At 61.4% G+C, this 24326-nt stretch carries 22 protein-coding genes and 2 riboswitches; of the genes, 7 read left to right on the top strand and 15 right to left on the bottom strand.

Annotated features, from left to right (window positions below; genetic code table 11):
- Positions 1–10 precede the first annotated feature (10 nt).
- On the bottom strand, positions 11–571 hold the full coding sequence (locus GM655_RS14135; RefSeq protein ID WP_155435281.1) for an ATP-dependent Clp protease proteolytic subunit: 561 nt from the start codon (positions 569–571) through the stop codon (positions 11–13).
- A 164-nt stretch (positions 572–735) separates the two neighbouring features.
- Positions 736–822, top strand: a riboswitch (glycine riboswitch).
- A gap of 29 nt (positions 823–851) precedes the next feature.
- A riboswitch (glycine riboswitch) is annotated at positions 852–965 on the top strand.
- Positions 966–1039: 74 nt separating this feature from the next.
- On the opposite strand from GM655_RS14135, the gene gcvT reads away from it, so the two are divergent.
- The 6 genes from gcvT to GM655_RS14105 all read left to right on the top strand — a co-directional run bounded on the left by gcvT (position 1040) and on the right by GM655_RS14105 (position 6799).
- Positions 1040–2161: a glycine cleavage system aminomethyltransferase GcvT gene (gene gcvT / locus GM655_RS14130; protein ID WP_155435280.1), complete on the top strand. Its 1122-nt coding sequence runs from the start codon at positions 1040–1042 to the stop codon at positions 2159–2161.
- A 54-nt stretch (positions 2162–2215) separates the two neighbouring features.
- Positions 2216–2596 carry a glycine cleavage system protein GcvH gene (gcvH, locus tag GM655_RS14125; protein ID WP_155435279.1) on the top strand — a complete coding sequence of 127 codons (381 nt, stop codon included), beginning with the start codon at positions 2216–2218 and terminating at the stop codon, positions 2594–2596.
- A 133-nt stretch (positions 2597–2729) separates the two neighbouring features.
- Positions 2730–5624: an aminomethyl-transferring glycine dehydrogenase gene (gene gcvP / locus GM655_RS14120; RefSeq protein ID WP_155435278.1), complete on the top strand. Its 2895-nt coding sequence runs from the start codon at positions 2730–2732 to the stop codon at positions 5622–5624.
- A gap of 143 nt (positions 5625–5767) precedes the next feature.
- Positions 5768–6097, top strand: coding sequence for an ArsR/SmtB family transcription factor (locus tag GM655_RS14115; RefSeq protein ID WP_155435277.1), 330 nt, complete (start codon positions 5768–5770; stop codon positions 6095–6097).
- Positions 6098–6106: 9 nt separating this feature from the next.
- On the top strand, positions 6107–6364 hold the full coding sequence (locus GM655_RS14110; RefSeq protein WP_155435276.1) for a hypothetical protein: 258 nt from the start codon (positions 6107–6109) through the stop codon (positions 6362–6364).
- Positions 6365–6385: 21 nt separating this feature from the next.
- On the top strand, positions 6386–6799 hold the full coding sequence (locus GM655_RS14105; RefSeq protein ID WP_155435275.1) for a hypothetical protein: 414 nt from the start codon (positions 6386–6388) through the stop codon (positions 6797–6799).
- A 6-nt stretch (positions 6800–6805) separates the two neighbouring features.
- Here the strand turns inward: GM655_RS14105 and GM655_RS14100 are convergent, their stop codons facing one another.
- The 11 genes from GM655_RS14100 to GM655_RS14050 all read right to left on the bottom strand — a co-directional run bounded on the left by GM655_RS14100 (position 6806) and on the right by GM655_RS14050 (position 20504).
- Positions 6806–7876, bottom strand: coding sequence for an MCP four helix bundle domain-containing protein (locus GM655_RS14100; protein WP_155435274.1), 1071 nt, complete (start codon positions 7874–7876; stop codon positions 6806–6808).
- Between the two features lie 68 nt (positions 7877–7944).
- Positions 7945–8400, bottom strand: a complete 456-nt coding sequence (locus tag GM655_RS14095) for a cache domain-containing protein (protein WP_155435273.1) — start codon at positions 8398–8400, stop codon at positions 7945–7947.
- A 189-nt stretch (positions 8401–8589) separates the two neighbouring features.
- Positions 8590–10257, bottom strand: coding sequence for a peptide chain release factor 3 (locus tag GM655_RS14090; protein ID WP_155435272.1), 1668 nt, complete (start codon positions 10255–10257; stop codon positions 8590–8592).
- 112 nt (positions 10258–10369) lie between these two features.
- Positions 10370–15043 (bottom strand): PilC/PilY family type IV pilus protein, encoded by a 4674-nt coding sequence (locus tag GM655_RS14085; protein ID WP_155435271.1) that lies wholly within the window; start codon positions 15041–15043, stop codon positions 10370–10372.
- A gap of 27 nt (positions 15044–15070) precedes the next feature.
- Complete coding sequence (locus tag GM655_RS14080; RefSeq protein WP_229632568.1) at positions 15071–15652, bottom strand: hypothetical protein; 582 nt, start codon at positions 15650–15652, stop codon at positions 15071–15073.
- Entirely contained in the window at positions 15649–16836 is a 1188-nt protein-coding gene (locus tag GM655_RS14075) for a PilW family protein (RefSeq protein ID WP_229632567.1), read from the bottom strand. Before GM655_RS14075 ends, GM655_RS14080 begins: the two co-directional genes overlap by 4 nt.
- A 1-nt stretch (position 16837) precedes the next feature.
- On the bottom strand, positions 16838–17278 hold the full coding sequence (locus GM655_RS14070) for a hypothetical protein (RefSeq protein ID WP_155435269.1): 441 nt from the start codon (positions 17276–17278) through the stop codon (positions 16838–16840).
- Positions 17275–17922, bottom strand: coding sequence for a prepilin-type N-terminal cleavage/methylation domain-containing protein (locus GM655_RS14065; RefSeq protein ID WP_229632566.1), 648 nt, complete (start codon positions 17920–17922; stop codon positions 17275–17277). Before GM655_RS14065 ends, GM655_RS14070 begins: the two co-directional genes overlap by 4 nt.
- Positions 17910–18335, bottom strand: coding sequence for a type IV pilin protein (locus GM655_RS14060; RefSeq protein ID WP_155435268.1), 426 nt, complete (start codon positions 18333–18335; stop codon positions 17910–17912). The genes GM655_RS14065 and GM655_RS14060 overlap by 13 nt, the downstream gene beginning before the upstream one ends.
- Positions 18336–18444: 109 nt before the next feature.
- Entirely contained in the window at positions 18445–19830 is a 1386-nt protein-coding gene (locus tag GM655_RS14055; protein ID WP_155435267.1) for a sensor histidine kinase, read from the bottom strand.
- The gene (locus tag GM655_RS14050) at positions 19827–20504 is read right to left on the bottom strand and encodes a response regulator transcription factor (protein WP_155435266.1); all 678 of its coding nucleotides are present in this window, start codon (positions 20502–20504) and stop codon (positions 19827–19829) included. Before GM655_RS14050 ends, GM655_RS14055 begins: the two co-directional genes overlap by 4 nt.
- A 243-nt stretch (positions 20505–20747) precedes the next feature.
- Here GM655_RS14050 and GM655_RS14045 point away from each other — a divergent pair, with 243 nt between their 5' ends.
- Positions 20748–21539: a Crp/Fnr family transcriptional regulator gene (locus tag GM655_RS14045; RefSeq protein ID WP_155435265.1), complete on the top strand. Its 792-nt coding sequence runs from the start codon at positions 20748–20750 to the stop codon at positions 21537–21539.
- On the opposite strand, the gene GM655_RS14040 is transcribed toward GM655_RS14045, so the two are convergent.
- From GM655_RS14040 to GM655_RS14030, 3 genes are all read right to left on the bottom strand, one after another.
- Positions 21436–23016, bottom strand: coding sequence for a CHASE3 domain-containing protein (locus GM655_RS14040; protein WP_155435264.1), 1581 nt, complete (start codon positions 23014–23016; stop codon positions 21436–21438). The two genes, GM655_RS14045 and GM655_RS14040, sit on opposite strands and share 104 nt — an antisense overlap.
- A 117-nt stretch (positions 23017–23133) precedes the next feature.
- Positions 23134–23766: a response regulator transcription factor gene (locus tag GM655_RS14035; protein ID WP_155435263.1), complete on the bottom strand. Its 633-nt coding sequence runs from the start codon at positions 23764–23766 to the stop codon at positions 23134–23136.
- A 150-nt stretch (positions 23767–23916) separates the two neighbouring features.
- Positions 23917–24324, bottom strand: a complete 408-nt coding sequence (locus tag GM655_RS14030) for a MerR family transcriptional regulator (protein ID WP_155435262.1) — start codon at positions 24322–24324, stop codon at positions 23917–23919.
- Positions 24325–24326: the final 2 nt, after the last annotated feature.

The raw sequence follows: 24326 nt of genomic DNA, 5'->3' as shown, positions 1-24326 counted from the left end.
CGGAAAATTTTCAGATGTTGCAGACCAACTGCCCTGCCGGTGGGATGAAATCCGTCACGCCGTGTACCAGCCCCACACCCAGCGCCTCGGCGGCCGTCAGGTGCAGATCGGAATAGGCATGGATGCGCCAGTGCTGCTCTTCCAGCTGCACATGCTGGCGCAGTATGGCCTCGGTGCGCGCATCATCGGCCTGCAGGCCTTCCACGATGATGCGCAGCGCATCGGGCCGGGCCCCCTGCGGCGCGCTGGCATGGGATTTGTGCACCATGAAGCGCGCAGTGCTGCTGGCATAGCGCTCGGCGCCGGCCAGAAACAGCGTGACGGCGATCGACGCCACGGCGCCCGCGTTATAGGTGATGAACTTGATGGGCAGCTTGCTCAGGTAGTTGTATAGGCAGATACCGTCGCTCACATAGCCGCCGTTCGACTGGATCAGCAGATGCGCGGTGCTGATGTGGTCTTCCGTCATATCGGCCACGGCGTCGAACACACGCCGCACCATATCGCTATTCACATCGCCCGACAGGGTGTACCACCCGTGCCCCGCATATTTTCCGGCTTCCTGTCCCATGTTACCTCCCATGAAATGGTGCAATTTATTCTAGCAAAGCTCAGGTTTTACGGGCGCCAGCCGTGCGCCTTTCGTGCGCGCCCTCAAGCGCCGCACATGCCCTGCAAGCGGGCCTGTCCATGCGTTCCAGATTGACATTAACCCTGTTTCTGACATATATTCCCGAGTCTTGATCGGGAGAGGGCAAACCAGCGTTGCCGCCGAAGGGGCACTACCCAAAAACTCTCAGGCAAAAGGACCAATCAAGGGACCAGCGCGACCGCACCAGCGGGATGCCAACTGGGCCAACTCTGGAGAGCGACTGCGGCACACGCCGGCAGTCCACCGAAGGGGCGCACGGAGCACGGTATCCCCGTCCCGTAATCTCTCAGGTACCAAGGACAGAGGGGCTGCGATCATTGCGAAGTGCCGCACTAGCGGGCGCTTCTTGTGTGTTCTGTTAACCCCTCACGATTTGGACCGAGTACCATGACGCTCAAAGCCACCCCCCTCAATAATGCCCACCGCGCAGCCGGCGCCCGTATGGTCGATTTCGGCGGCTGGGATATGCCTGTCAACTACGGCTCGCAAATCGAAGAACACCATGCTGTGCGTAGCGATGTCGGCATGTTCGACGTGGCCCACATGTGCGTAGTCGATATCAAGGGCGACAATGTGCGCGCCTTCCTGCGCGGCCTGCTGGCCAACAACGTCGACAAGCTGCAGGTATCGGGCAAAGCCCTGTACTCGTGCATGCTGAACCCGCAAGGCTTCGTGATCGACGACCTGATCGTCTACTTCATCAACGAAAGCTGGTTCCGTCTGGTGGTCAACGCCGGCACGGCAGAAAAAGACGTGGCATGGATGCAGCAGCAGAACACCGCTACCAATAGCGGCCTGACCATCACCCAGCGCCGTGACGGCGCCAACGCGATGGCACTGATCGCCGTGCAGGGCCCGAACGCGCGCGCCAAGGTATGGCAGGTGATTCCTGAATCGCAGGCTGTCAGCGCTGAAATGAAACCATTCAACGTGGCCTTTGCCCAGAGCGCCGTATTCGGCGAGGCGATGATTGCCCGCACCGGCTACACGGGTGAAGACGGCTTTGAAATCGGCGTCGCTGCCGAACAGGCCGAAGCGCTGTGGAATGCGCTGACTGCCGCTGGCGTCAAACCTGCCGGTCTGGGTGCACGTGACACCCTGCGTCTGGAAGCCGGCATGAACCTGTACGGTCAGGACATGGACGAAACCGTCAACCCGCTGGACGCCGGTCTGGCTTGGACCATCGATCTGGTTTCCGAGCGTGACTTCATCGGCAAGGCTGCCCTGCAGAGCATGGGCCAGAACGCCCAGTTCGTCGGCCTGATCCTGCGCGAAAAAGGCGGCGTCCTGCGCGCCCACCAGAAAGTCATCGTGGCCGGCACCGACGCTACCGGCGAAATCACTTCCGGCACCTTCAGCCCGACCATGCAGCAAGCGATTGCACTGGCCCGCGTGCCGATGAACGTGGCCGTAGGCGACACCGTGCACGTGGAAATCCGCGACAAGAAACTGGCCGCTTCGGTAGTTAAGCTGCCGTTCGTCCGTAACGGTAAAATTCTGGCTGTCTGATTAGCCGATATCGACAATTATCATAAACATCACTCTCACACTCTGGAGCCACACATGAATATCCCTGCAGACCTGAAGTACACCGAATCCCACGAATGGGTACGCGCTGAAGCAGACGGCACCGTTACCGTCGGCATCACCGAATTCGCACAGGATGCACTGGGCGACATCGTTTTCGTCGAACTGCCTAAAGTTGGTGCCAGCTTCGGCGCCGGCGACGACGCCGCTGTGGTGGAATCGGTCAAAGCAGCGAGCGATATCTACGCTCCTATCGCCGGTGAAATCATCGCCGTCAACGACGACGTGGTGAACGCTCCTGAATCGATCAACAGCGATGCCTACGCTGCATGGCTGTTCAAGATCAAACCAGCTGACGCTGGCGCCATCAATGGCCTGCTGGACGCTGCCGCCTACGGCAAGACCACCGACCATTAATGCAACTTAAGGCCAGCCTACGCTGGCCTTTTGCTTATTGCCTAGCCACGCGCAGTGCTGCCGCTGCGCCGGCGGCAATGCAAGGTAGTACCTCCCCGTTTTCCTCGTATTCCTCTATCGGCCCTGACACATCATGACCCGTACCAGCCTGACCCAACTCGAAGCGCGTGACGCCTTCATCGCCCGCCACATCGGCCCGGACGCCGCTGAACAGCAAGAAATGCTGTCCCTGCTCGGCTACGCCTCGCGCGCTGCCCTGATCGACGCACTGGTTCCAGCCAACATCCGCAACAAGAACCCGCTGCCACTGGGCGCCTATGCCCAGCCACTGCCGGAACAGGATGCGCTGGCCAAGCTGAAAGCCACCGCCTCGAAAAATCAGGTACTCAAGTCGCTGATCGGTCAGGGCTATTACAACACCCATACGCCGGGCGTCATCCTGCGTAACATCTTCGAAAACCCGGCCTGGTACACCGCCTACACCCCTTACCAGCCAGAGATTTCGCAAGGCCGTCTGGAAGCCATCCTGAACTTCCAGCAGACCATCACCGACCTGACCGGCATGGGCATCGCCAATGCATCGATGCTGGACGAAGGCACGGCTGCTGCCGAAGCCATGACGCTGATCCAGCGCGTGGGCAAATCCAAGTCGACCACCTTCTACGTCGCCAACGATGTGCTGCCGCAGACGCTGGAAGTGGTACAGACGCGCGCTAAACCGCTGGGCATCGAAGTCAAAACCTTTGACGCCGCCGAACTGGCTGGCGTAAGCGACGCTTTCGGCGTGCTGCTGCAATACCCGGGCGTGAACGGTGTGGTGCGCGACTACAAAGAGGCTGTTGCTACCGTCAAAGCGACCGGCGCGATGGTCATCGTGGCCGCTGACCTGCTGGCTCTGACCATGCTGACGCCACCGGGCGAATGGGGTGCCGACGTGGTGGTCGGTAACAGCCAGCGCTTCGGCGTACCGCTGGGCTTCGGCGGCCCGCACGCCGGCTATCTGGCCACCCGCGACGAATTCAAGCGCAGCATGTCCGGCCGTCTGGTCGGTGTGACCATCGACGCACAGGGCAACAAGGCCTACCGTCTGGCACTGCAAACCCGCGAGCAGCACATCCGCCGCGAGAAAGCCACTTCCAACATCTGCACCGCACAGGTGCTGCTGGCTGTGATGGCGTCCATGTACGCCGTCTACCACGGTCCTAAAGGCCTGCAGCAGATCGCCCAGCGCGTGCACCGCTACACCGGCGTACTCGCTGCCAACCTGAAAGCCCAAGGTTACAGCGTGGTCAACGCCACCTTCTTCGACACCCTGACCGTGGCTGTCAAAGACGCTGCCGCCGTACACGCTGCGGCACTGGCCAATGGCGTCAACCTGCGCCAGATCGATGCTACCCACGTCGGCGTATCGCTGGACGAAACCACCACCCGCGACGACATCGCCCTGCTGTGGACCGTGTTCGCACAGGCCGCCGGCAGCAGCACCGTCTGCCCGGATCTGGACGCTGTGGAAGCAACCGTGGCACCAGCCTACGCCGCTGAACTGGCCCGCACCAGCGCCTACCTGAGCCACCCGGTGTTCAACCGCTACCACTCGGAAACCGAGATGCTGCGCTACCTGCGCGCACTGGCCGACAAGGATCTGGCGCTGGACCGCACCATGATCCCTCTGGGTTCGTGCACCATGAAGCTGAACGCCACTTCGGAAATGATCCCTGTGACGTGGCCTGAATTCTCCAACATCCACCCGTTTGCACCACAGGCGCAAACCGTGGGCTACCGCGAAATGATCGCCCAGCTGGAAGAAATGCTGTGCGCAGTGACCGGCTACGCCGCCATCTCGCTGCAGCCTAACGCCGGTTCGCAAGGCGAATACGCCGGCCTGCTGGTAATTCAGGCTTACCACCAGTCGCGTGGCGAAGGCCACCGCAACATCTGCCTGATTCCATCCTCGGCACACGGCACCAACCCTGCTTCGGCCAACATGGTCGGCATGCAGGTGGTCGTCACCGCTTGCGACGCCAACGGTAACGTCGATCTGGCCGACCTGAAAGCCAAGGCCGAACTGCACTCGAAGAATCTGGCCTGCGTGATGGTGACCTACCCATCGACCCACGGTGTGTTCGAAGAAGGCATCCAGGAACTGTGCGAAATCATCCACAGCCACGGCGGCCAGGTCTATATCGACGGCGCCAACATGAATGCACTGGTGGGCGTGGCCGCACCGGGCGCCTTCGGCGGCGACGTATCGCACCTGAACCTGCACAAAACCTTCTGCATTCCGCACGGTGGTGGCGGCCCGGGCGTAGGCCCTATCGGCGTGGGTGCACACCTCGCCAAGTTCCTGCCTAACCAGCGCTCCAACGGCTATGTACGCAGCGAAGACGGTATCAGCTCGGTTAGCGCTGCACCATTCGGCTCGGCCAGCATTCTGCCGATCTCGTGGATGTACATCGCCATGATGGGCGCAGAAGGCCTGACCGCTGCGACCGAAACGGCCATCCTGAACGCCAACTACATCGCCCGCCGCCTGTCGCCGCACTACCCAGTGCTGTACTCGGGCCACGACGGTCTGGTTGCGCACGAGTGCATCATCGACCTGCGTCCGCTGCAGGATGCCACCGGCATCAGCAACGAAGACGTGGCCAAGCGCCTGATGGACTTCGGCTTCCACGCGCCGACCATGAGCTTCCCGGTACCGGGCACGCTGATGATCGAGCCGACCGAGTCGGAATCGAAAGCCGAAATGGACCGCTTCATCGACGCCATGATCACCATCCGCGGCGAGATCGCCAAGGTGGAAAGCGGCGAGTTCGACAAGCTGGACAACCCGCTGAAGTTCGCTCCGCACACCGCTGAAGTGCTGACCGCCGACAAGTGGGAACGCCAGTACAGCCGCGAAGTCGCTGCCTACCCAGTGCCATCGCTGCGCAAGCAGAAGTACTGGCCACCAGTCGGCCGTGCCGACAACGTCTATGGCGACCGTAACCTGTTCTGCGGCTGCGCGCCGATGAGCGACTACGAGTAATTCTGTACCTGTCTGATATGGCTGCTGCGGCAGCCTGCAGCAGCGAGGGTCAGACCGCAAGGTCTGGCCCTTTTTTATTCCCGGCCCGCCTAGTTCGCAAAAATCCGCTTGACGCGCCACCACCTGTCAGATAATGTTTACACATGACAGATAAATCACAACATCTGCAAGGCGACCAGTTGCTAGCCATGCTGGCGGCCCTCTCCAACCCGCACCGCTTGCGCATCATGGGCATGCTGACCAGCCATGGTCGCAACTACGTCAGCCAGCTGGCGCGCGAACTGGGGATCAGCCGTCCCTTGCTGCATCTGCACTTGCAGAAGCTGGAAGACGCAGGGCTGGTCACCAGCCAGATGGAACTGTCAGCCGATGGCAAAGCACTCAATTTTTTCGAAGTAGCACCGTTCGACGTCCGGCTCACGCCTACCCTGCTGGCAGCGGCCGCCGCCACCCTGACCGATCAACCTGAATAAGAGACGACTATGGCTGAACATGTATATTTCCTGACCATCATCCTGCCTCTGCTGGCCATCATCATCGTCGCGGCGCTGCGCTACTACGCCAACGTGCAGCAGGCCAGACTGCGCTATGCACACGAGGAAGCCTATCGCGCCATGGCACAGCAGGCACTCGATGCCCAGAGCAGCACGGCACAGTCACTGAGCGGCATGAAGGCCGATCTGGCCGACCTGAAAACACGTATCGCCGCCATCGAGCAAGTCCTCAAGCAAGTCGAATAATCACCTGAGCGGGAGCCCACCATGCCAGAAGTATCCACCGTAAGACTGTACCTGCTGCGCCTTGTCTACCTGATTATCAGCTGCGGTCTGGCCGTGGTGGTCTGGCCGGGCGTGCTGCACCATGCCCAACCATGGACGCTATCCACCGGCGTAGTCCGCTGCATGCTGACCGCTTTCAGCCTGCTGTGCATACTGGGCCTGCGTTATCCGTTGCAGATGCTGCCCGTGCTGATGTGGGAACTGATGTGGAAAGTCATCTGGATGCTGGCCATAGCCCTGCCCGCATGGCGTTCCGGCCAGATTGATGAAGCAACCATCAGCACGCTGTATGAATGCGCCGGCGTCATCATTATCCCGCTGGCCATGCCGTGGCGCTATGTGTACGCCAGATACCTGCAGCAGCCCGGCGACCGCTGGAAACCGCTACGGGCCTAGCCAGCTTCAGTTGCGCACAGCACTCAGATGCTTGCGGCTGTTGCGCTCCGGAGCGCCGGGCGGATCGGCCGGCGTGTAGTCGTCCAGCTTGAATTTGGCCACAGCCTCGGACAGATCGACCGCCTGCTGCTGCAGGCTGCTGGCCGCCATGGCGGCCTGCTCCACCAGCGCCAGTTTTTGCTGGGTGGCGTTATCGAGCCCGTTGATGTGCAGGTCCGCCGTGCCGGCCGCGATCATGCGCGAAGCGCTACCTATGGTTTGCGCGGAGCTCAAGATATTCCTGAGCGTGGCGTTCAGATTGCGTATGCTGCCATCCAGTGTGCGCGCCGTTTCGGCAATCTCGTCGCGCCCATAGCTGCGCTGCTGCACCGTCAGATTGCCCTGCGCCAGATTGCTGGCGGTGCTGCCGATATCGTGCAGCTCGCGCAGCAACGCACGCCGTACCTGCAACGACACCAGCAGCGATAAGGCAATCGACACGGCTACCAGCAGCGGCATCGTGGTTTTCAAGGTGGCGAACTCGCTCTCGGCAAGTGCATACGCGTTCACGCTGAGGCTCTGCTCCAGCCGTGCCAGTTCGTCGAGCCGTTGCGCCACCACGTCGAAACTGCGCTCGGCCTTGGACATGGCGTTGGCCGCCATCGAATGATCGGCCATGCTCAGCTCAATCACATCGGCCACGGCTTTCACATACAGCCCATACGCCGCCTGCGACTGCGCCACATAGCGCTGCTCGGCCGGCTGGTTTTGAGTGTTCATTTCGAGCCGGGCAAACTGGCTATCGAGCACCGCATGGCGCGCATGCAGTTCGCGCAGCAGCGCATCCACCCGCGCCGTCGAGAAACTGGCGTTTATCCATGTCAGTAGCTGGTAGGCTTCGGCGTGCGCCTTGTGGGCACTGATCACCAGATCATCGGCCGCCTTCAGCCGCACGGCGCGCAGCTGCACCATTTCCTCCAGCCGCTGGTGCTGGCGCAGCAGTCCCGCATACGCGCCTATCGACAGCACCAGCAGCAGTATCAGCACCACCCCCGGTGCCAGCAGCAGTTTCGGCCCTATCCGCAGTTTGCTTAACATAGTCCCTCTCGTGGCTTGCTTATTATTGGCTCAATACCGGCGAAATCATGAGGCGAGCAGCGCCAGACTCAGTGCTGGCCCGCACCGTCCTCGTGCTTGTAGACGCCTGCTTCCAGCGCCACATCATCCACCCGCAACACATAGGTAGTCTTGGCTTCCACCTTGCCCGTTCTGGGGTTGAGGAATTTGTAGTCGACCCAGCCGCTGCCTTTGCCGCGCGCCAGCGCCAGCATCTCGTGGCGGAATAGCTTGCCGTCCGCATCAGGCACATCGAGCAGGTTCTTGCCGATCAGGGCGGTGGTGGGATGGGCGATGGTGATGCCGTTCAGGTCGCGCATGGCGAGGTAGAGCGTACCCTGATTGAATGCGGGATCTTTGCGGTTGATGCAGGCGATCAGGGCATACTTGCCATGCTCCTGCATATAGCGGGCGCCCTTGACGGCCAGCGCCATCGCGTCGCGCTCGCTGGGCGCGGCCAGTGCCAGCTGGCTAGCGGCAAGCAGGGTGACAAATACAGCACGCATGGTGTCCTCCGACAGCAAAGATGCCATACGATACTGCCCATGCCTCGATGCAATCTTGCGATTAATCAAGCACTTCAGTAATGCAGCTTTTACGGATAGGACGGAGGAAGATTCCGACGCGGCAGCCGGCAAGGCCGGACGGCGCTACAGATGCTGCGATGGCAGACTGCTGCCATCGCAGAGAGAGACTTAGACCAGTTTGGCCGAGTGCTCGCGGGTGGCGTGGAACTTCAGCTTGGGCCAGCGCTCTTCGGTCAGGCGCAGGTTGACGCTGGAGGTAGCCAGATAGGCCATATTACCAGCTGCATCGTAAGCCACATTGTGGCCCAGCGAGTTTTCGAAGTCGGACAGGGCCTTCTTATCGTCGCTGGAAATCCAGCGTGCGCTGCTGATGCTGGTGCCTTCGAACACGGCTTCCACACCGTACTCGTTTTTCAGACGGCTGGCCACCACCTCGAACTGCAGCACACCGACCGCGCCCAGTACCAGCTCGCCGCCCTGCACCGGCTTGAACACCTGTACCGCGCCCTCTTCGCCCAGCTGCTGCAAGCCTTTGTGCAGCTGCTTGATTTTCAGCGGGTTCAGAATGCGCACGGAGCGGAAGAAGTCCGGCGCGAAGTACGGAATGCCGGTAAAGGTCAGCATTTCGCCTTCGGAGAACGAGTCGCCGATCTGCATATTGCCGTGGTTAGGCAGGCCGATAATGTCGCCGGCGTAAGCCTCTTCCACCTGTTCGCGCGAGGATGCCATGAAGGTCACCACCGACGACACCTTGATTTCGCGGCCCAGACGCAGATGCTTGACCTTCATGCCGCGCTCGAAACGGCCCGAGCAGACGCGCAGGAAGGCGATACGGTCGCGGTGCGCCGGATCCATATTGGCCTGGATCTTGAACACGAAGCCGGAGAACGGCGTCTCGGTCGGCGCGACGGCGCGTACCGTGGCATCGCGTGCGCGCGGTGCCGGCGCCCAGTCCACCAGAGCCGACAGAATTTCGCGTACGCCGAAGTTGTTGATGGCGGAGCCGAAGAACACGGGGGTCTGGATACCGGCCAGGAACTGCTCCAGATCGAAGGGATTGGAAGCGCCATGCACGAGTTCTACTTCCATGCGCAGCTGATCCATCTCGAGCGGGAACATCTCCTGCAGGCGCGGGTTATCAATGCCCTTGATGATTTCGAAAGCACCGTCGGCCTTCTCTTCACCGGCCTTGAACAGCATGATCTCGTCGTTGAGCAGGTGGTACACACCGCGGAAGTTCTTGCCCATGCCGATAGGCCAGGTCACGGGCGCGCACTTGATCTTCAGGACCGATTCCAGCTCGTCCAGCAGTTCCAACGGGTCGCGGGTTTCGCGGTCCAGCTTGTTCATGAAGGTGACAATAGGCGTATTGCGCATACGGCAGACGTCGAGCAGCTTGATGGTCTGGGCTTCCACACCTTTGGCCGCATCGATCACCATCAGCGCCGAGTCCACCGCCGTCAGCACGCGGTAGGTATCTTCCGAGAAGTCCTGGTGGCCCGGGGTGTCGAGCAGGTTGACCACGTGATCGCGGAATTCGAACTGCATCACCGAGGAAGCCACGGAAATGCCGCGCTGCTTCTCGATCTCCATCCAGTCCGAGGTGGCGTGGCGGCCGCTCTTGCGGGCCTTGACGGTACCGGCCATCTGGATCGCACCCGAGAACAGCAGCAGCTTTTCGGTCAGCGTGGTCTTACCCGCATCCGGGTGAGAAATAATGCCGAAAGTACGGCGGCGCTGCACTTCGCGGGCGATCAGCGCCGGCGTTTTGGAGCTGGTGACGACCACTTGTTCGTCAGCGGGCTCGGGGCTTACATTTTCGATATCGTTGGACATTTGTACGTAATCTGGTGCGGTTCTGCAAAACCCTCGATTTTACCGGAACTTCGTCCCTATCGGTGATTTGTTTCCCCGCACGGGAGCTGCTGCCCATCCTGCTGGCTGCCGGCTATTCGCCTTTCACCCGGCGCCAGCCGCTGCGGTGGGCATCGGCCGAGATCTGTTCCGACAAGGGCGAAGTCTTGTTGCTGCCGTCAGCCAGCGTGGTCACCATTTTCAACTGGCCATTAGGCAGGCGGATGATGATGAAGCCCACTGCCGCCGAAGTATTCGACAGCGTCAATCCAACCGGATGGCTGCCGATAGCCTGCCCATTGCACACGTTCACCTGATACAGATTGCTGGAGCCGCCCACCGAGCAGGCCGACGAGGACGTGGGCAGATTGGTCACCACATTGGCCACCCCGCTGACGATCTGCGGGTCCAGATTCATCCGCTCGCCTGCATTCAGCGCCCAGTCGAAATACCAGCCATCCTTCTGGGTCAGATCGACCGGATTGCTGGTGATCTGGTAAGTGTTGATATTGCTGCCCGAGCCCAGCGCGCTCAGGGTCTGCTTGACCATGGTGGCGCCACGGATATCGGCTATCGTGCTGCCGCCATCCTTGAGCAGATACAGGCTCTGGATCGAGGTATCCGTGGTATCGGGCACATCAAGCAAACGGCCCGTACCAAACAGCACCACGCGCACGCCGGCCGTGCTGTTGACGGTGACGCCGTTGACTTCCGTCTGCACAGGCACGGCGCACATGGTCACGTCGGGCCGCGTAGTAATCGGCTTGGTTGCGCCGGCATCGCCGAGCAGCTTGACGGTAATTGCGCCGCTCGATGCAGTCAGGTCGAAGCGCCACATCTGGCCCTGATTATCGCCGCCATAGATGTAGTTGACGCGCGGGTCGGCACCGGGATCGGCGCTGATGGCCGAGATCTTGGCCAGTCCCGAAGGCGTGGTGGTATCGCCGGAATTGGTGGTGATCTTGTTGAGCAGCTCGCCCGTATAAGCATCCAGCACATACAGATAGCCTTTGCCATTACCGCTGCCCACACCATCCGAACCCGGCACGTTGTTATAGCCTGAGGTGAGGAATACCACCCAGCGGCCGCTGGCCAGCGTCCCAAACTGGGGATTGCCGAAGCTCAGTCCCAGATCACCATCGCTGAGCGGACAAACCGCAGCGTCGGCGCAGAACTCCCACAGTTGCTTGGGGTTGCTGGTATCGGTGATATCGAGCGCATAGTAGCCGCGCCCGCCCCCGTTCAGCCCCGCCACCAGCACCGTGCGCCAGCTACCGCCCGAGGTCTTGATGTCGGCCACTTCGGGCGAACCGTCGGCCGTGAACTGGTGGTTGGTGCTGTAGATGGTGCTGGCCAGCCCGTACAGCTTCTTCATAGTGGTGCGCGGCACGTAAGCCCACAGCTCGTCACCCGTGGCAGAGTTAAAAGCGTGCAGCATGCCGTCATTGGCAGCCGTGAACACGGCACCGCTGCGGTAGTTGGGGCTGGAGGGATTGCCGTAGTTATCCTTGAAGGTGACGTAGTCGGTATCCGAGTAGTCATTGCGCGGATCGCGCACATAGGCGGGCTTGGACGAAGCAATATCACCCAGCACAATGGGGATAGGGCCGCTGGCGCCAGCCGGCGTGTTGGTGGTCATGCTGTAGGCGCGGAACAGCGTATCGTTGGCGTACTGCTGCTGGCCGCGCAGCCAGTTGACCAGATTGCTGCCGTCATTCACCAGCGCCTTGTCGCTGGCCGACAGCAGCGCGCACTGTGGCAAGGCGCTGCACTTGTTGGCAAACCATGCCGGCGCCGCCCCCTTCATGTTCGCAAAGCGGAATTCGTCCGGCGTACCGCCATAGCTGCCTGCCGTGTTGTACATATAGATGCGGCGCGTATCGCTGCTGGCGCCAACCTTTTTGCCCAGCGTATCGCTGGTAGTCCAGGTGACCGTACTGGAGACACTGCCGTCCGTGCTATCGATCTTGCGGTCGGACAGTTCGCCGAACCATTTTACGGTGGTGAAGGTATCGGAGAAGATATCGTTATCGGTCAGTGTGATGTTGGGCGTGGAGGTTGCCGCAGCCGCCGCAGCACCCACATGCACCTGCATATTCGACAGCGCTTCACTGAGGCCGCTCACCACATCCTTCGGGTCCTGCGCGCTGAAGTATTTACCATGGCCGTTGATGGCGGCATGCCACAGGTCGTCCACCCGCTCCTGCACGGTGCTGGCCGTGTTGGTCGTATCGGGATCGGGCCAGACATAAGCACCATTGCTATTCCACGGACAGCCCGAAGTAGCACCTGTAATCAGCTTGTAGAAATCACCATCGGCCTTGGGTGCGCTATCGTAGTTCGGTTCATAAGTCATCACCCCGTCTACGCCCAGCCCCAGCGTGTAGGTATTCATGTGCAAGTGGGTGTTTTCGCCGGCGGCTGCCGGCACCGAACCGGGCTTGCTCATATCCGGCTCCAGCGAAGGCCGCAGCGATACCGTGCCGGTGCTGGAACCGCCGTTATACCAGTGCAGCGCCACGTCGGAAATCGAAGGCTGAGTCTGGGCGCGCGTATCCACACAGCCGCGCGCCTGGGTGCAGAAACGGGCCACGTTTTCCACGTTGTCGTTATTCGTCACGTTGGCAGTGCTGCTGCCGTTCCAGTAACCATCCGTAGTGAGGATCATGAAATTCTGCTGACACGGGTACTGCACTACTTCCTGTCCGGCCGCATAGTTGTAGGGCGAGAGATTGCCGAACATGCGCCCCACATTGTCCATCGCCGTGCGGATCGGCGTGGAGCCGGAAGTGGTGGTGTTGTACAGCGCCGTGTACCAGCTAGCGCGCGCCGTACCGGCAAAATCGGCCGGCTTCAGATCGATGGCGCCGCCGGCACCGGCATTCGACAGCTTGACGTAACCGACCTTGTAATTCGAAGTGATAGCCGAGAAGGCGATACCGACCGAGGTCTTCATCATTTGCAGCCGGCTCTTGTAGTACACATACCAGTTGGCGAAGTTGGTCATTTCCTCGCTATAGCTACAGCTACTGGCGCCCAGACAGTCGGTGCGGTCGGTACTTTTCGGATAGGTCTGGCCGCTGACGATATTCACCCGCACGAAAGGATTGGGCGCGCCGGAACCGGCCGAGAGCGCGCTGGTGGAGACAGGAACCGCATCGTTTACAGCCGCTACAAAGCCGCTGGTGGCTGAACGGTTCCAACTGATGCTGCCCTGATTGTCCATGGTGAACGCACTGATGCTGGCCGTATTATCCGTCGCGGCCCAGTTGACCAGACAGACGCTGCTACTGGTATAGCCACTCGGGCAGTTGCTGCTGTTGCCCAGATAGGCTTTGATGGTGCCTGCAGTGCCGATGGCACTGACCACGGAACTGGCGATCTGCGCGGGCGTACGGCCTTTGCCCAGACTCAGATAGGCGGGGCTGCTGCCGGACGAAGCGCCGATCAGCGTGGTGCCCGCATAGCTCAGGCTTTTCAGGATGGCGGTCAACGATGACGAAGTGGCCGTGCCGCTGAAAGTGATCACGGCCGCACCGGGTGCATATGGCGTCGTCACAACCGAGGGAGCCGTCACAGCCAGGCCCCAGCCGGCGCGCGAGTTGTCCGTCAGCGGCTGGCAGTTGGCCACGCTGACACTGCCCGTGCAGCTAACCGGCAGCACGGCCACCACATTCTCCGAACTGAGCGTAATACCAAAAGCGGTACACGCGGGCACGCTTGGCTGCCCTGTCGGCGTACGCACGCAGGCGTAATACAGCTTGCTCGAACTGGCGCCCAGATTAACCGAAGTGGCAATGATGTTGGCCGCCAGTGCGCTGGCCATGGTCTGCTGCTTGATCAGGCTATTGGTGCCGGTAGGTGCTGTCACCGTGCCATTGGTAATCGTGGTGGCGCTGTTGACCACCACGCTGGTAATGGTCAGAGAGCTGGCCGTTGCGGAAGCGCCGATGGCGATGGTGCCGTAGGAAGCCACGGCGCCGGTAGGCGTGGAATAGGCCGGATAGATGTAGCTGCCCACGCGCTTGCCCTGGCACTGGGTCAGCAAACGGTCGCTGCACCAGCGCACCTTGACGGGCACAGGATAACCGGCCGGCGCAGTCGCGCCTACGGCCGTCGATTTGCAGGTCTTCATGGTTTCATCCGTGCAGAACTGCCCTACGCCTATGGTGTAGTAATACGGCCCCGTGGTAATCGCTGTCGCCGTCTGGTAGGTCGCGTCGGGATAGGTGTAGCTCGAAGTGTTGAACTGGCAGCTGCCGCCCGAGCACCATTTCAGGTCGGGGAAGCCGGTCACCAGATTGATGTTCGAGGTGACGATGTTACCGGCCATATCGTTCTTGCGCGCACCGAAGCCGTCGCCCGTGACCGAAGTCCAGTTGCTGGTATTGGTGGCATTCTGCTCGGGGTAGTAGCTGCCGTCGGCCTTGACCGGTACCACATAGCGGATGGCCGGATTGTAGTACTGCTTGTTGAAGTCCGGGCTCATGAACGGCGGGTGGCCCACGGCGCAAGCCGTCACGCCGGCCTGCAGCGTGGCAGCGCTGCGGCAGAGATTATCGTTGACGTAGTCCGGCGTGTAAGTCTGGTCCATCGAACCGGAGTTATCGAACAGCAGCATCAGATTGGGCTTGACGGTGCCCGTGCCGGAGATGTTCAGCAACGGCACTTGCGCAATCTGGGTCAGGCCGGCCTGTGCCAGCGGCGCGACGCCACATAAGGCAGCCAGCGACAGGAAAGTGGTGAACGCTAAGCGCAGCTTGTTCATGATGTGATCCATCCAGAGTACAGGGCCTTAAGGCCCTTTCATGATGACGCCCTGCGTCACCACATTGCCACCGCGCGCACCGGCGATGCGCGCTGTAACCACGTAGTGGAGCTGGGGCTGGTCAAGGTAATTCGGGCTATCCGAACGGCCGCTGCGGCCGTAAGGCTGGCTGGTCTTGGAATTCGGCCGCGCCGAAGTGAGCTGGCAGCGGTTGTTGACGGCATTGTAAGGGCCGGCGAAATCGCACAGACGGTGGATCACGTATTCCACCCGGTTACCCGACGCATCGGGCGGCAGCGTCACCGAGCCTAGCCAGAAGGCCGGCGTGCTGACGGTCCAGGTGGGCGCCATGGTGGCCACATAGCCGGCTGCCGCCTGGTTCGATTCCAGCAGTGCATTGTTGGGGATATCGCGCAGATAGGCAAACGCCGTATGCACACCCAGATCGGCCGCCTTGCTGAGCGCCGCCTCGTAGGCCAGATTCGAGGTGGTCAGCGTGGTCGACGTGCTGGACTTGAGCAGATAGATGCTACTGACCAGCATCACGGTCAGCATGATCAGCATGATGGGCAGCGCTATGCCGCGCTGCAGGCGACGCTTGTGCATCATGGCCTCCATTGCGCGTTACGGATAGGGACGATGTTTTCGAACACGCGGTAGCGATAGCACTGCCACGCCAGCGTATCGCCCGCCACGGCCACATTCACCTGCATGGGCACGGCCTCCACCGTGGCCGGTGCCGCACTGGCAAACACGGTCGGCAGTTCCGTCGTGGCCGTGCACTGGCCTTTGCTATCGGGCTTTTCCACCGTCTTGCTGCGTGCCACCACGGCCAGCCGCACGGCAGCGATGCGCTGGTAGTCGCCGGGGCTGCCCACCACGCCATCGCCATCGGCATCAATCATGGTGGCACTCCAAGCCGTGATCTGCATGCCGTTGCCAGTGGGGTTGGGGTCGTAGGTGCCGGCCACTACGCGCGTATCGAAGCCGTACTGGCCCTTGATGCTGACCACATTGTCGGTGACCGACACGCCGGCGCGCTCGGCGCCGGGCAGTTCGGCGGCACGCAGCAGCAGCACGCCGTTGGCCACCGACCAGGTATGGAAATGCAACTGGGTGGCCGGCCCCAGATTGTAGATATAGCTGACGTTCTGGCGATAGACATTGGCCAGCCCGCCCGCCGGATTGAAACGGAAACCGGTGCCGGCATTGAACAGCAGCGTGTTGGCCGGCGCTGCGCCGAGGCCGGACAGTTGCACCAGCGAGCACTGCACGCTGCCCTGCGCCAGCGGTGCGATCACCATCACATCGCCGATCTGGAAGGTGTAGGGGTTGCGGCTATCAATGGTGAACTGGGCGCCGCCCAGATAATCCGCAAACAGCCGCGCCGAACCATTACCGCTTTGAGAAGTACCGCTATTAAACGCAATCACGTCAGGGTTGCTACCGTTGGACTGGATCAGCACGGCCGTGAGCGGCGTGATGTTGACACCGCCGCGTACTGCCGTGGGCAACACATAGCCGCTCGCATCGGTCAGCACCGTATCGCAGCCGGCCAGCATGGGATCATTGATGCCCCAGCCCGATTCGCCGGCATCGTTACTCAGCGAATACAGCGCCAGCATGCCATTCTGCATGCTGTCGGAGCCGCCTACGGCAGCGTCCTTGTTCAATTCGCCGCTGATGATCAGGCGCGTGGCGAACAGCAGCGCCAGCATGCCGATTACCACGCTGACCATCAGTTCGACCAGCGAGAAACCGCCGTGCCGCATGCTTGTCTTGGACTGGGTCATATCAGTTCGCAATATAGGAAGTCACCTGATGCTGATTCATATCGTCGCCGGCCTTGCGCTTCCAGCGGATGGAAATATCCACCCGCACACGGCGCGCTTCCGGCGTCACCTGCACGGCCAGCAGTGCATCCGGGATGTACTGGCGCGTTTCGTCCACCCAGGGCTGCAGCGCCTCGGTAGGGGCCTCGCCCTCCTCCACACCGTAATTGAGCACATTGGCCACGTCCGCATTCATCACACCGAGCAGCTTCTCGCCAGCCATGGTGGCTTCGGCACGCTGGCTGGCATCGGACAGGGCCGAATAGGCGCGCGCCTGCAAGCCTATGGTGCCCAGCAAGCCTATGCCGAGGATCAGGATGGCCAGCATGGCTTCCAGCAGCGCGATACCGCGCTGGATGCGCTCTTGCGGGCGCCGATGTAATGGGGTCAGTTGCGGTTTCATGGCGGACAGGCTCGCGTATCAGAGGCCGGCACATCGGGCTGGCATTTGGTGGCCATACCGGCCAGCGTGACCACCAGCGCCACGCTGGGCACCTCGCCGTGGAAGCGGCTGGACGGATCAAGCTGCAGCCGGGTCAGGCGTTCAGCAAAGCGGGTATCCACCCAGCCCATGGGGGTGAAATACACTTGCGAACTGCCTTCCGGCACGGTACTTGGCAACAAGACTTCGGAATTCGGCAGCGCATCCGCCACCCGCAGCACGGACTTGAAGCCGGCCACGCCTTCCGGATCATTGGCGGCGGCCGCGGCCACGGTAGACCAGCCACCCTCGGCCGCGCCGCACTGGGTATTGGCCGAGACAAAGCACAGATCGACCTGCCAGTTCATCTGGCCCGTGTTCACATTCGGCGTCAGACTGATCCGGCTGAAGGTGTTGTGCAGCACGGCCTGACGGCGTGCCATGCTAAAGCCTTCTGCATAGAACTCGCTGGCGCTGCGGGCCCGGTTGGCCAGCAGCCAGTTGCTGGCATTGGGCAGGCCGATGGCCAGCATGAAACCGAAGATGGTCAGCGTAATCAGCAGTTCGAGCAGGGTCAGCCCGCGCATGCGGGCCAGCGGCGGCCGCAGCGGCATTAGTTGGAACATGCTCCACCTTTGTGGTCCACCCAGCACGAGGCACTGGTGCCCCAGCCGGTCGGGCTGCCCGTGGTGGCATGGGTGCCATTCTGGTCTATGGTGTAGATAAAGCCGGCCATCTTGCCGCTGCCGGTGGCCGTGATGGTGTAGGTCGAGGCGGTGGCCGTGGTCAGCGCATAGCTGAAGTTGGCCGTGCCGGCCGGGAAAGCTGCGGCAGCGTCGAAGCCCGCATAGCTGCGGTTATTCGCCCAGTACTGCTCGGCTGCGGGCTGGGCCCCGCCCAGCGCCGTGAAAGCTTCACTCAGACGGCCGCGGATCACGTATTCCGTGTAGGACGGGATGGCAAAGGCCATCAGTATTCCGACGATGGCCACGGCGACCATAATCTCGATCAGGGTAAAGCCGCGCTGGCTGGTTTTCATGGCTTGCTCCTGTTATCAATGTGCACGTTTAATAGTGTAGCCGAGCAAGCTTGCATTTCCCTGAGGAAATGCTGACAAACTGCTGACAATTGCACGAAAGAATTAAAAATCAGGGAAAAATGATGGAAAAACGGGCACCCTGCCCCGTGCTGGCGTCGCCGATACGGCATTCGGCACCGTGGACGGTGGCAATATCGCGCACGATGGCGAGGCCCAGTCCGCTGCCGCTGCTGCGGTCATCGAGCCGCACGAAACGGCTGAACACTTGTTCGCGCCGCTCGGGCGGAATGCCGGGGCCGCTGTCCTCGACCACCAGCATGCCGCCGCTGCTTCGGCCAGGCTGGCCAGCCTGCGGCACGCAGCTCACCGTCACGCTGCCACCGGGCGGCGTGTAGCGGATCGCGTTATCGATCAGATTGTCGATCAGGTCGCGCAGCAGAAAGCGGTCGCCCTGCACTATCAGGGGCTGCAGCTCAAAGCCGAGGTCGATCTGCTTGCGGCTGGCCAGTTCGACGAATAGCTGCACCGATTGCTCGATCAGGCTGTGCAATGCCACTGGCTCGAGCCGGGTTTTCTCGAAGTGTTCGGGCTCGGCGCGGGCCAGTGCCAGCAACTGGTTGGTCTGGCGTATCATGCGCTCGGTCGTGGCCAGCATCAACTGGACCGACTGGGCGGACTCCGCCTCGCTCTGACGCGCGCCCAGCCATTCCAGCTGGGTTTTCAGGCCGGCCAGCGGCGTGCGCAACTGGTGTGCCACATTGGCCAGAAACTGCTGGCGTGCCTGCGCGCCCGCGCCCACTTTTTCCAGCAGACCGTTAAAAGCATGGACTACCGGCTCCAGTTCATGGGGTAGATCGGCCAGCGCCAGCGGCGCCAACTGGTCGCCCTCGCGCCGGTTCAGGTCCGTGCGCAAACGCTGCAGCGGCAGCAAGCCGTTGCTGACCCCGAACCACACCAGACCGATACTGGCGGCGGCAAACAGTCCTTCCAGCAACAGCAGCGCGCGCAAGGTGGCTTGCTGGATCTGCTGGCGCTGGCGCAGCGTTCTGGCCACCACGATACGGGCCCGGCTGGCCGGCGCCTTGTCTGCGCGCGCCGGCAGCGACCATGGCAGCACCAGTATCCGCACCGCCTGCTGCTGGCGCACACCATCGTAGAGCTGCTGGCCATTGCTGGCCGCCCCGGGTGCCGGCAGCGGCAGATCGCGGTCGCCGGCGATCTGCCGGCCCGCGCCGTCGTACACGGCAAAATACAGACTATCGCTATCATCGCTGCGCAGTACGGCTTCGGCCAGTGCAGGCAAGTCGAGCTGCAGCTGCCCGCCGCCATCGCTCAGGCGGGCACCCAGACTGGCCGCTGCCTCGGCCAGGCTCTGGTCAAACGCTAACTGGGCCGGGGTCCACGCCAGCATGTAGACCAGTCCGCCGCCAGCCAGATTGATCAGCAATATGGGCGCTATCAGCCACTTGAGCAGGCGCAGGCGTATGCTGCTCATGGCGCGGGCGCTACGGCTTCCAGCATGTAGCCGAAGCCCCGTATGGTGCGCAGCGTGACACCGGCATCAGCAATTTTCAGGCGCACGCGCGAGACATACACTTCCACCGCATTCAGCGTCAGCTCATCGCCCCAGGGTGCGATAGCGTCAATGATCTGCTGCTTGGATACCACCTTGCCGGCCTGCTGCAGCAGGAATTCCAGCACGGCCCATTCGCGCGCCGACAGTTCGATCAGCTTCTCGCCCACTCTGGCCCGCTTGGCATCTAGATCGAGCGCCAGCCCGCCCAGTGCCAGCAGGCTGGGCTTGGGCGCATTGCGTCTGACCAGTGCACGTAGGCGTGCCACCAGTTCGGCCGTAGCGAAAGGCTTGACCAGATAATCGTCGGCGCCCAGTTCCAGTCCGCGTACCCGGTCCGCAATGGCATCGCGCGCCGTCAGCAGCAGCACGGGCAGCGCACTGCCGCGCGCACGCAGGCGCCGCACCAGCTCGAAGCCATCGACTGCGGGCAGGCCGATATCGAGCACCACCACATCCAGCGTGTCCGCATACTGCAGGCGCAGGTCGGCCTGGCTGCCATCGGCCAGCAGCTCCACCGTCATGCCGTGCTCGCCCAGCACGCGGCGCAAACCATCGGCCAGAACCGCATCGTCTTCGACTACCAGTACCTGCATGGTGCATGCCTATCTATGGGAATGGCTGCATTATGCACTTGCCCGCAGGCTAAGCCTAGTGCGTAGCCGCCACAGCACGGGCCCACCCATTTTGTAGGATCAGGACTACAAAGCCGCGCCGCACCGGACTACAAGCCAGCGTCTGCTGCGCTTATGTTCGTTACTTCGCCCCCGCCTTACAGTAGTGACAACACCGAAGCGCAGCGACGGTGTTATTTGAGTAGCCAGACTGTGAGGAACAAGATGAACAATACCCAACTCAGCCCATCGCCTAAAACACGCGGTTACGGCGCCACAGCCCGACCACCATTGCCGTTTTCCATCAGCCCTAGCGGCGCGCGCCAGAACGAATTGCTGGCCGCCCTGCCCGAACATGAACTGGCCGCCCTGTTACCGGAACTGGAACTGGTGACTCTGCCCGTGGGCAAAGAATTATTCGAATGCGGCGCCTGCATGGAGTATGTGTACTTTCCCACCAGCGCCATTATTTCGCTGCTGTATGTGATGGAAAACGGGGCAACCACCGAGATTGCCGTTGCAGGCCGCGAAGGCGTGGTCGGCGTATCCCTGTTTGCGGGCGAACGCGCCATGTGCAGCGCCATGGTGCAATCGGCCGGCTACGGCTACCGCATGCATGCGCGCCATCTGCGCGCCGCCTTCCATCTAGGTGGCGCCTTGCCCGCACTGCTCATGCGCTACAACACGGCCCTATTCGCCCAGATGGCGCAGAATGCCGTGGGCGGCCGCCACAGTTCTATCGAACAAAAGCTGTGCCGCTGGCTGCTCGAGCGGCTCGATCGCTCCCACGATAACGTGCTTAAAGTCACGCAGGAAATGATTGCCATCATGCTCGGCGTGCGGCGCGAAAGTATCACGGCCGCTGCCGGCAAATTGCAGGAGGAAGGGTTGATCGCCTACCGTCGTGGCACCATCACCGTATTGGATCGCTCAGGTTTGGAGCAATATGCGGGGGAGTGCTACAAGGTGGCGAAGACGGAATATGACCGTCTGCTGGAGGATGTAGCGCACTATTGAGTACGGCACTGAGGGCGGGCGGCAGCTTGCTACTGGCCTCGCCCCCAGTTTCGCTGGCTAGCGGTGGTGCAGACGCAGCGGGCAGTGCATTCGGCTGAGGCAAGGGAATGTTCACTTCGATGCAAGTGCCCTTGTCATTACGGCCACGCCGTATGCTCATGCTGCCACCGAGCAGCAGCGCGCGCTCGCGCATGCCGAGCAGGCCATGCGACATGGGTTTGGCGATGTTGGCAGCCGCAATGCCTACCCCATCATCGATGATGCGCAATATGAGTCCGTGCTGGTCACGCAGCAGCGTGACCGACACCTGACTCGCGTGGGCGTATTTACGGATATTGGTCAGTGCTTCCTGCACGATGCGGAACAGGGCGATCGAAAGTTCGCCCGAACGGCGTGCAGTCTTTTCTATGCCTGGCGCCACATCACAGTCGCAGCGCACTTGCGCCAGCCGGCTGAATTCCTGGCAATAGCTTTCAATGGCCGCACACAGACCCAGATTATCGAGCAGGCTGGGGCGCAGATTTTCGACGATGCGGCGTTTCATTTCCACGGTTTCCACCAGCGTAGCCCGGGCACGCTTGAGCTGTGCGGCCAGCTCCGGTTCGCGCTGTTGCAACTGCTGGGCAACGGCCGCAATATCCATGCTGATCGAAGTCAGATTGGCCCCCATTTCATCATGCAGCTCACGCGAGAGACGGATTTTTTCCTCTTCGCTAATGCTGATCAGGTGGCGTGACAGCAGCGATAGCTGTTCAGTACGCTGCTGCACCTGCGATTCCAGCGTCTCGTTGGCGCTCTGCAGCGCATGCTCGACTTGCGCGCGGTTGGCAAAACTGCGCCGCACCAGCTGGTAGAACATCACCAGCACAAATATCGCCAGCGCATTGATGCTCATGCCCAGCAAAATGGCTTTCAGGTATTCCTGATAGAAGGCGGCACTGCGGTGCGCCATAGTCTCGTTCTGTTCCTGCTCCATGATCACCACCTGCAGGCGGATCTCATCCATGTTCACGCGTCGTTCGCTGAGCTTGGCAATCTTGACGATTTCGGACAGGCCGCCATCACGGTACACATCGACGGCCTGGCCCATCAGGCGCAGCCGGCGCCGCACCAGTGTATGTAGCTGGGACAGATTACGCAGCTGCGAAGGATTATCGGCCAGCAAGGTTTCCAGTTCCTTGAATTCGGCCTCCGTCTCGGCGGATGCGGACGTGGTGGCGCGCAGCGTCTCTTCGCGGCCATTGAGGAAGTAGCCGCGCATGCTGCTTTCCGCTTCCAGTACCAGCACGTTCAGATACTGCAAACGGTCAGCCACGCGGGCCGACTGGGCCAGCGATTGCTGGGCGCCCCGTAAAGACTTCAGATTGTGGAACAGGCTGAAGCCATTAACGATCAGCAGCAGTGCGCAGGTCACGCACAGGACGGTCTTATACAGGGGCAGACGGTGTTGCGGTGCCGGTTCTACAGTGAAATGCATCCTGAGGGGTTTCCTTCATGGTAGTTTACGCCGGCCGGAGTAGGCGCATTATAGCCCCGTGAAAGAATGGCTGCGCTGGCGCCACAGTTCAACCGTGCGCACCGCTCTGCCATCGGCTTATTCCAGCAGATTATTCTTCATGGCGTAATAGGTCAGGTCGGAATTCGATTGCATGCCCATTTTTTCCATCACGCGGGTACGGTAGGTGCTGACCGTCTTGATGCTGAGCGACAGCGCCACGCCGATATCGGACACGGTTTCGCCGCGGGCCAGACGCAGAAACACCTGGAATTCGCGGTCCGACAGCTCCATGTGCAGCGCCGTATTGGGATCGCGGTCCAGCGTCTGGGCCAGCAGTTCGCCCACGGTGGCATTGACGTAGCGCCGGCCCTGAAACACGGTGCGCACCGCCGTCATCAGCTCGTCGGCCTCGCACTCCTTGTTCAGGTAGCCGTTAGCGCCCATCTTGAACAGGTTCACGGCGTACTGCTGGGCCGGATAGCCGGACAGGATCAGCACGGGCAGATCGGGCTGGCCCTGACGTATGGTGCGCAAGGTGTCGATACCGCTCTGATCGGGCATGGCGATATCGAGCATCAGCACATCGCACACTTCGCGACGAGCGATATCGAGCGCTTCACGGCCGGTTCCGGCCTCGGCCACCACTTCGAATTCGTCGGTGGCAGAAAAAATCTGTTTGAATCCTGCGCGGACTATTTGATGATCGTCGCAAATGGCAACGCGTATCATGCATCCTCCTGTCTGGCCGGCCTGCGGCATAGACTCTACCGGACTGAAAGTTCCAGTATTCAGCGTCGCTGATTTTTAGTCAATGTTGAGAGTATAGCAGCTACGCGGCGGGATGCCGCGTACCGCTGGCGAGCAGCTAACGGGAGCAGCTCAATCGAGTTTGAGCAACTCGAGTATGGCCTGCAGTTCGCGCCGTATCAGGCTGCGATCTAGCGGCGCCGCTTCCTCCGGCATGGCCGGCTCGTAAGCACCTTCTTGGCTATGCGCCACATGGTGTTCGCCACGGCTATCGAGCTTGTTGCGCGCGCCGCTGATGGTAAAGCCCTGTTCGTACAGCAGTTCGCGGATACGGCGGATCAGCAGCACTTCATGGTGCTGGTAGTAACGCCGGTTGCCGCGCCGTTTGACCGGTTTGAGCTGCGTGAACTCCTGCTCCCAGTAACGCAGTACATGGGGCTTCACCCCGCACAACTCGCTTACTTCACCGATGGTGAAATAGCGCTTGGCCGGTATCGGCGGCAGCGGGGCAGCGTCGGTCTTGGCAGCGCGGTCATTCATCA

The organism is Pseudoduganella danionis (genome assembly GCF_009720775.1).
Classification (GTDB): domain Bacteria; phylum Pseudomonadota; class Gammaproteobacteria; order Burkholderiales; family Burkholderiaceae_D; genus Rugamonas; species Rugamonas danionis.
This window is presented reverse-complemented; position numbering and strand designations above follow the sequence as displayed.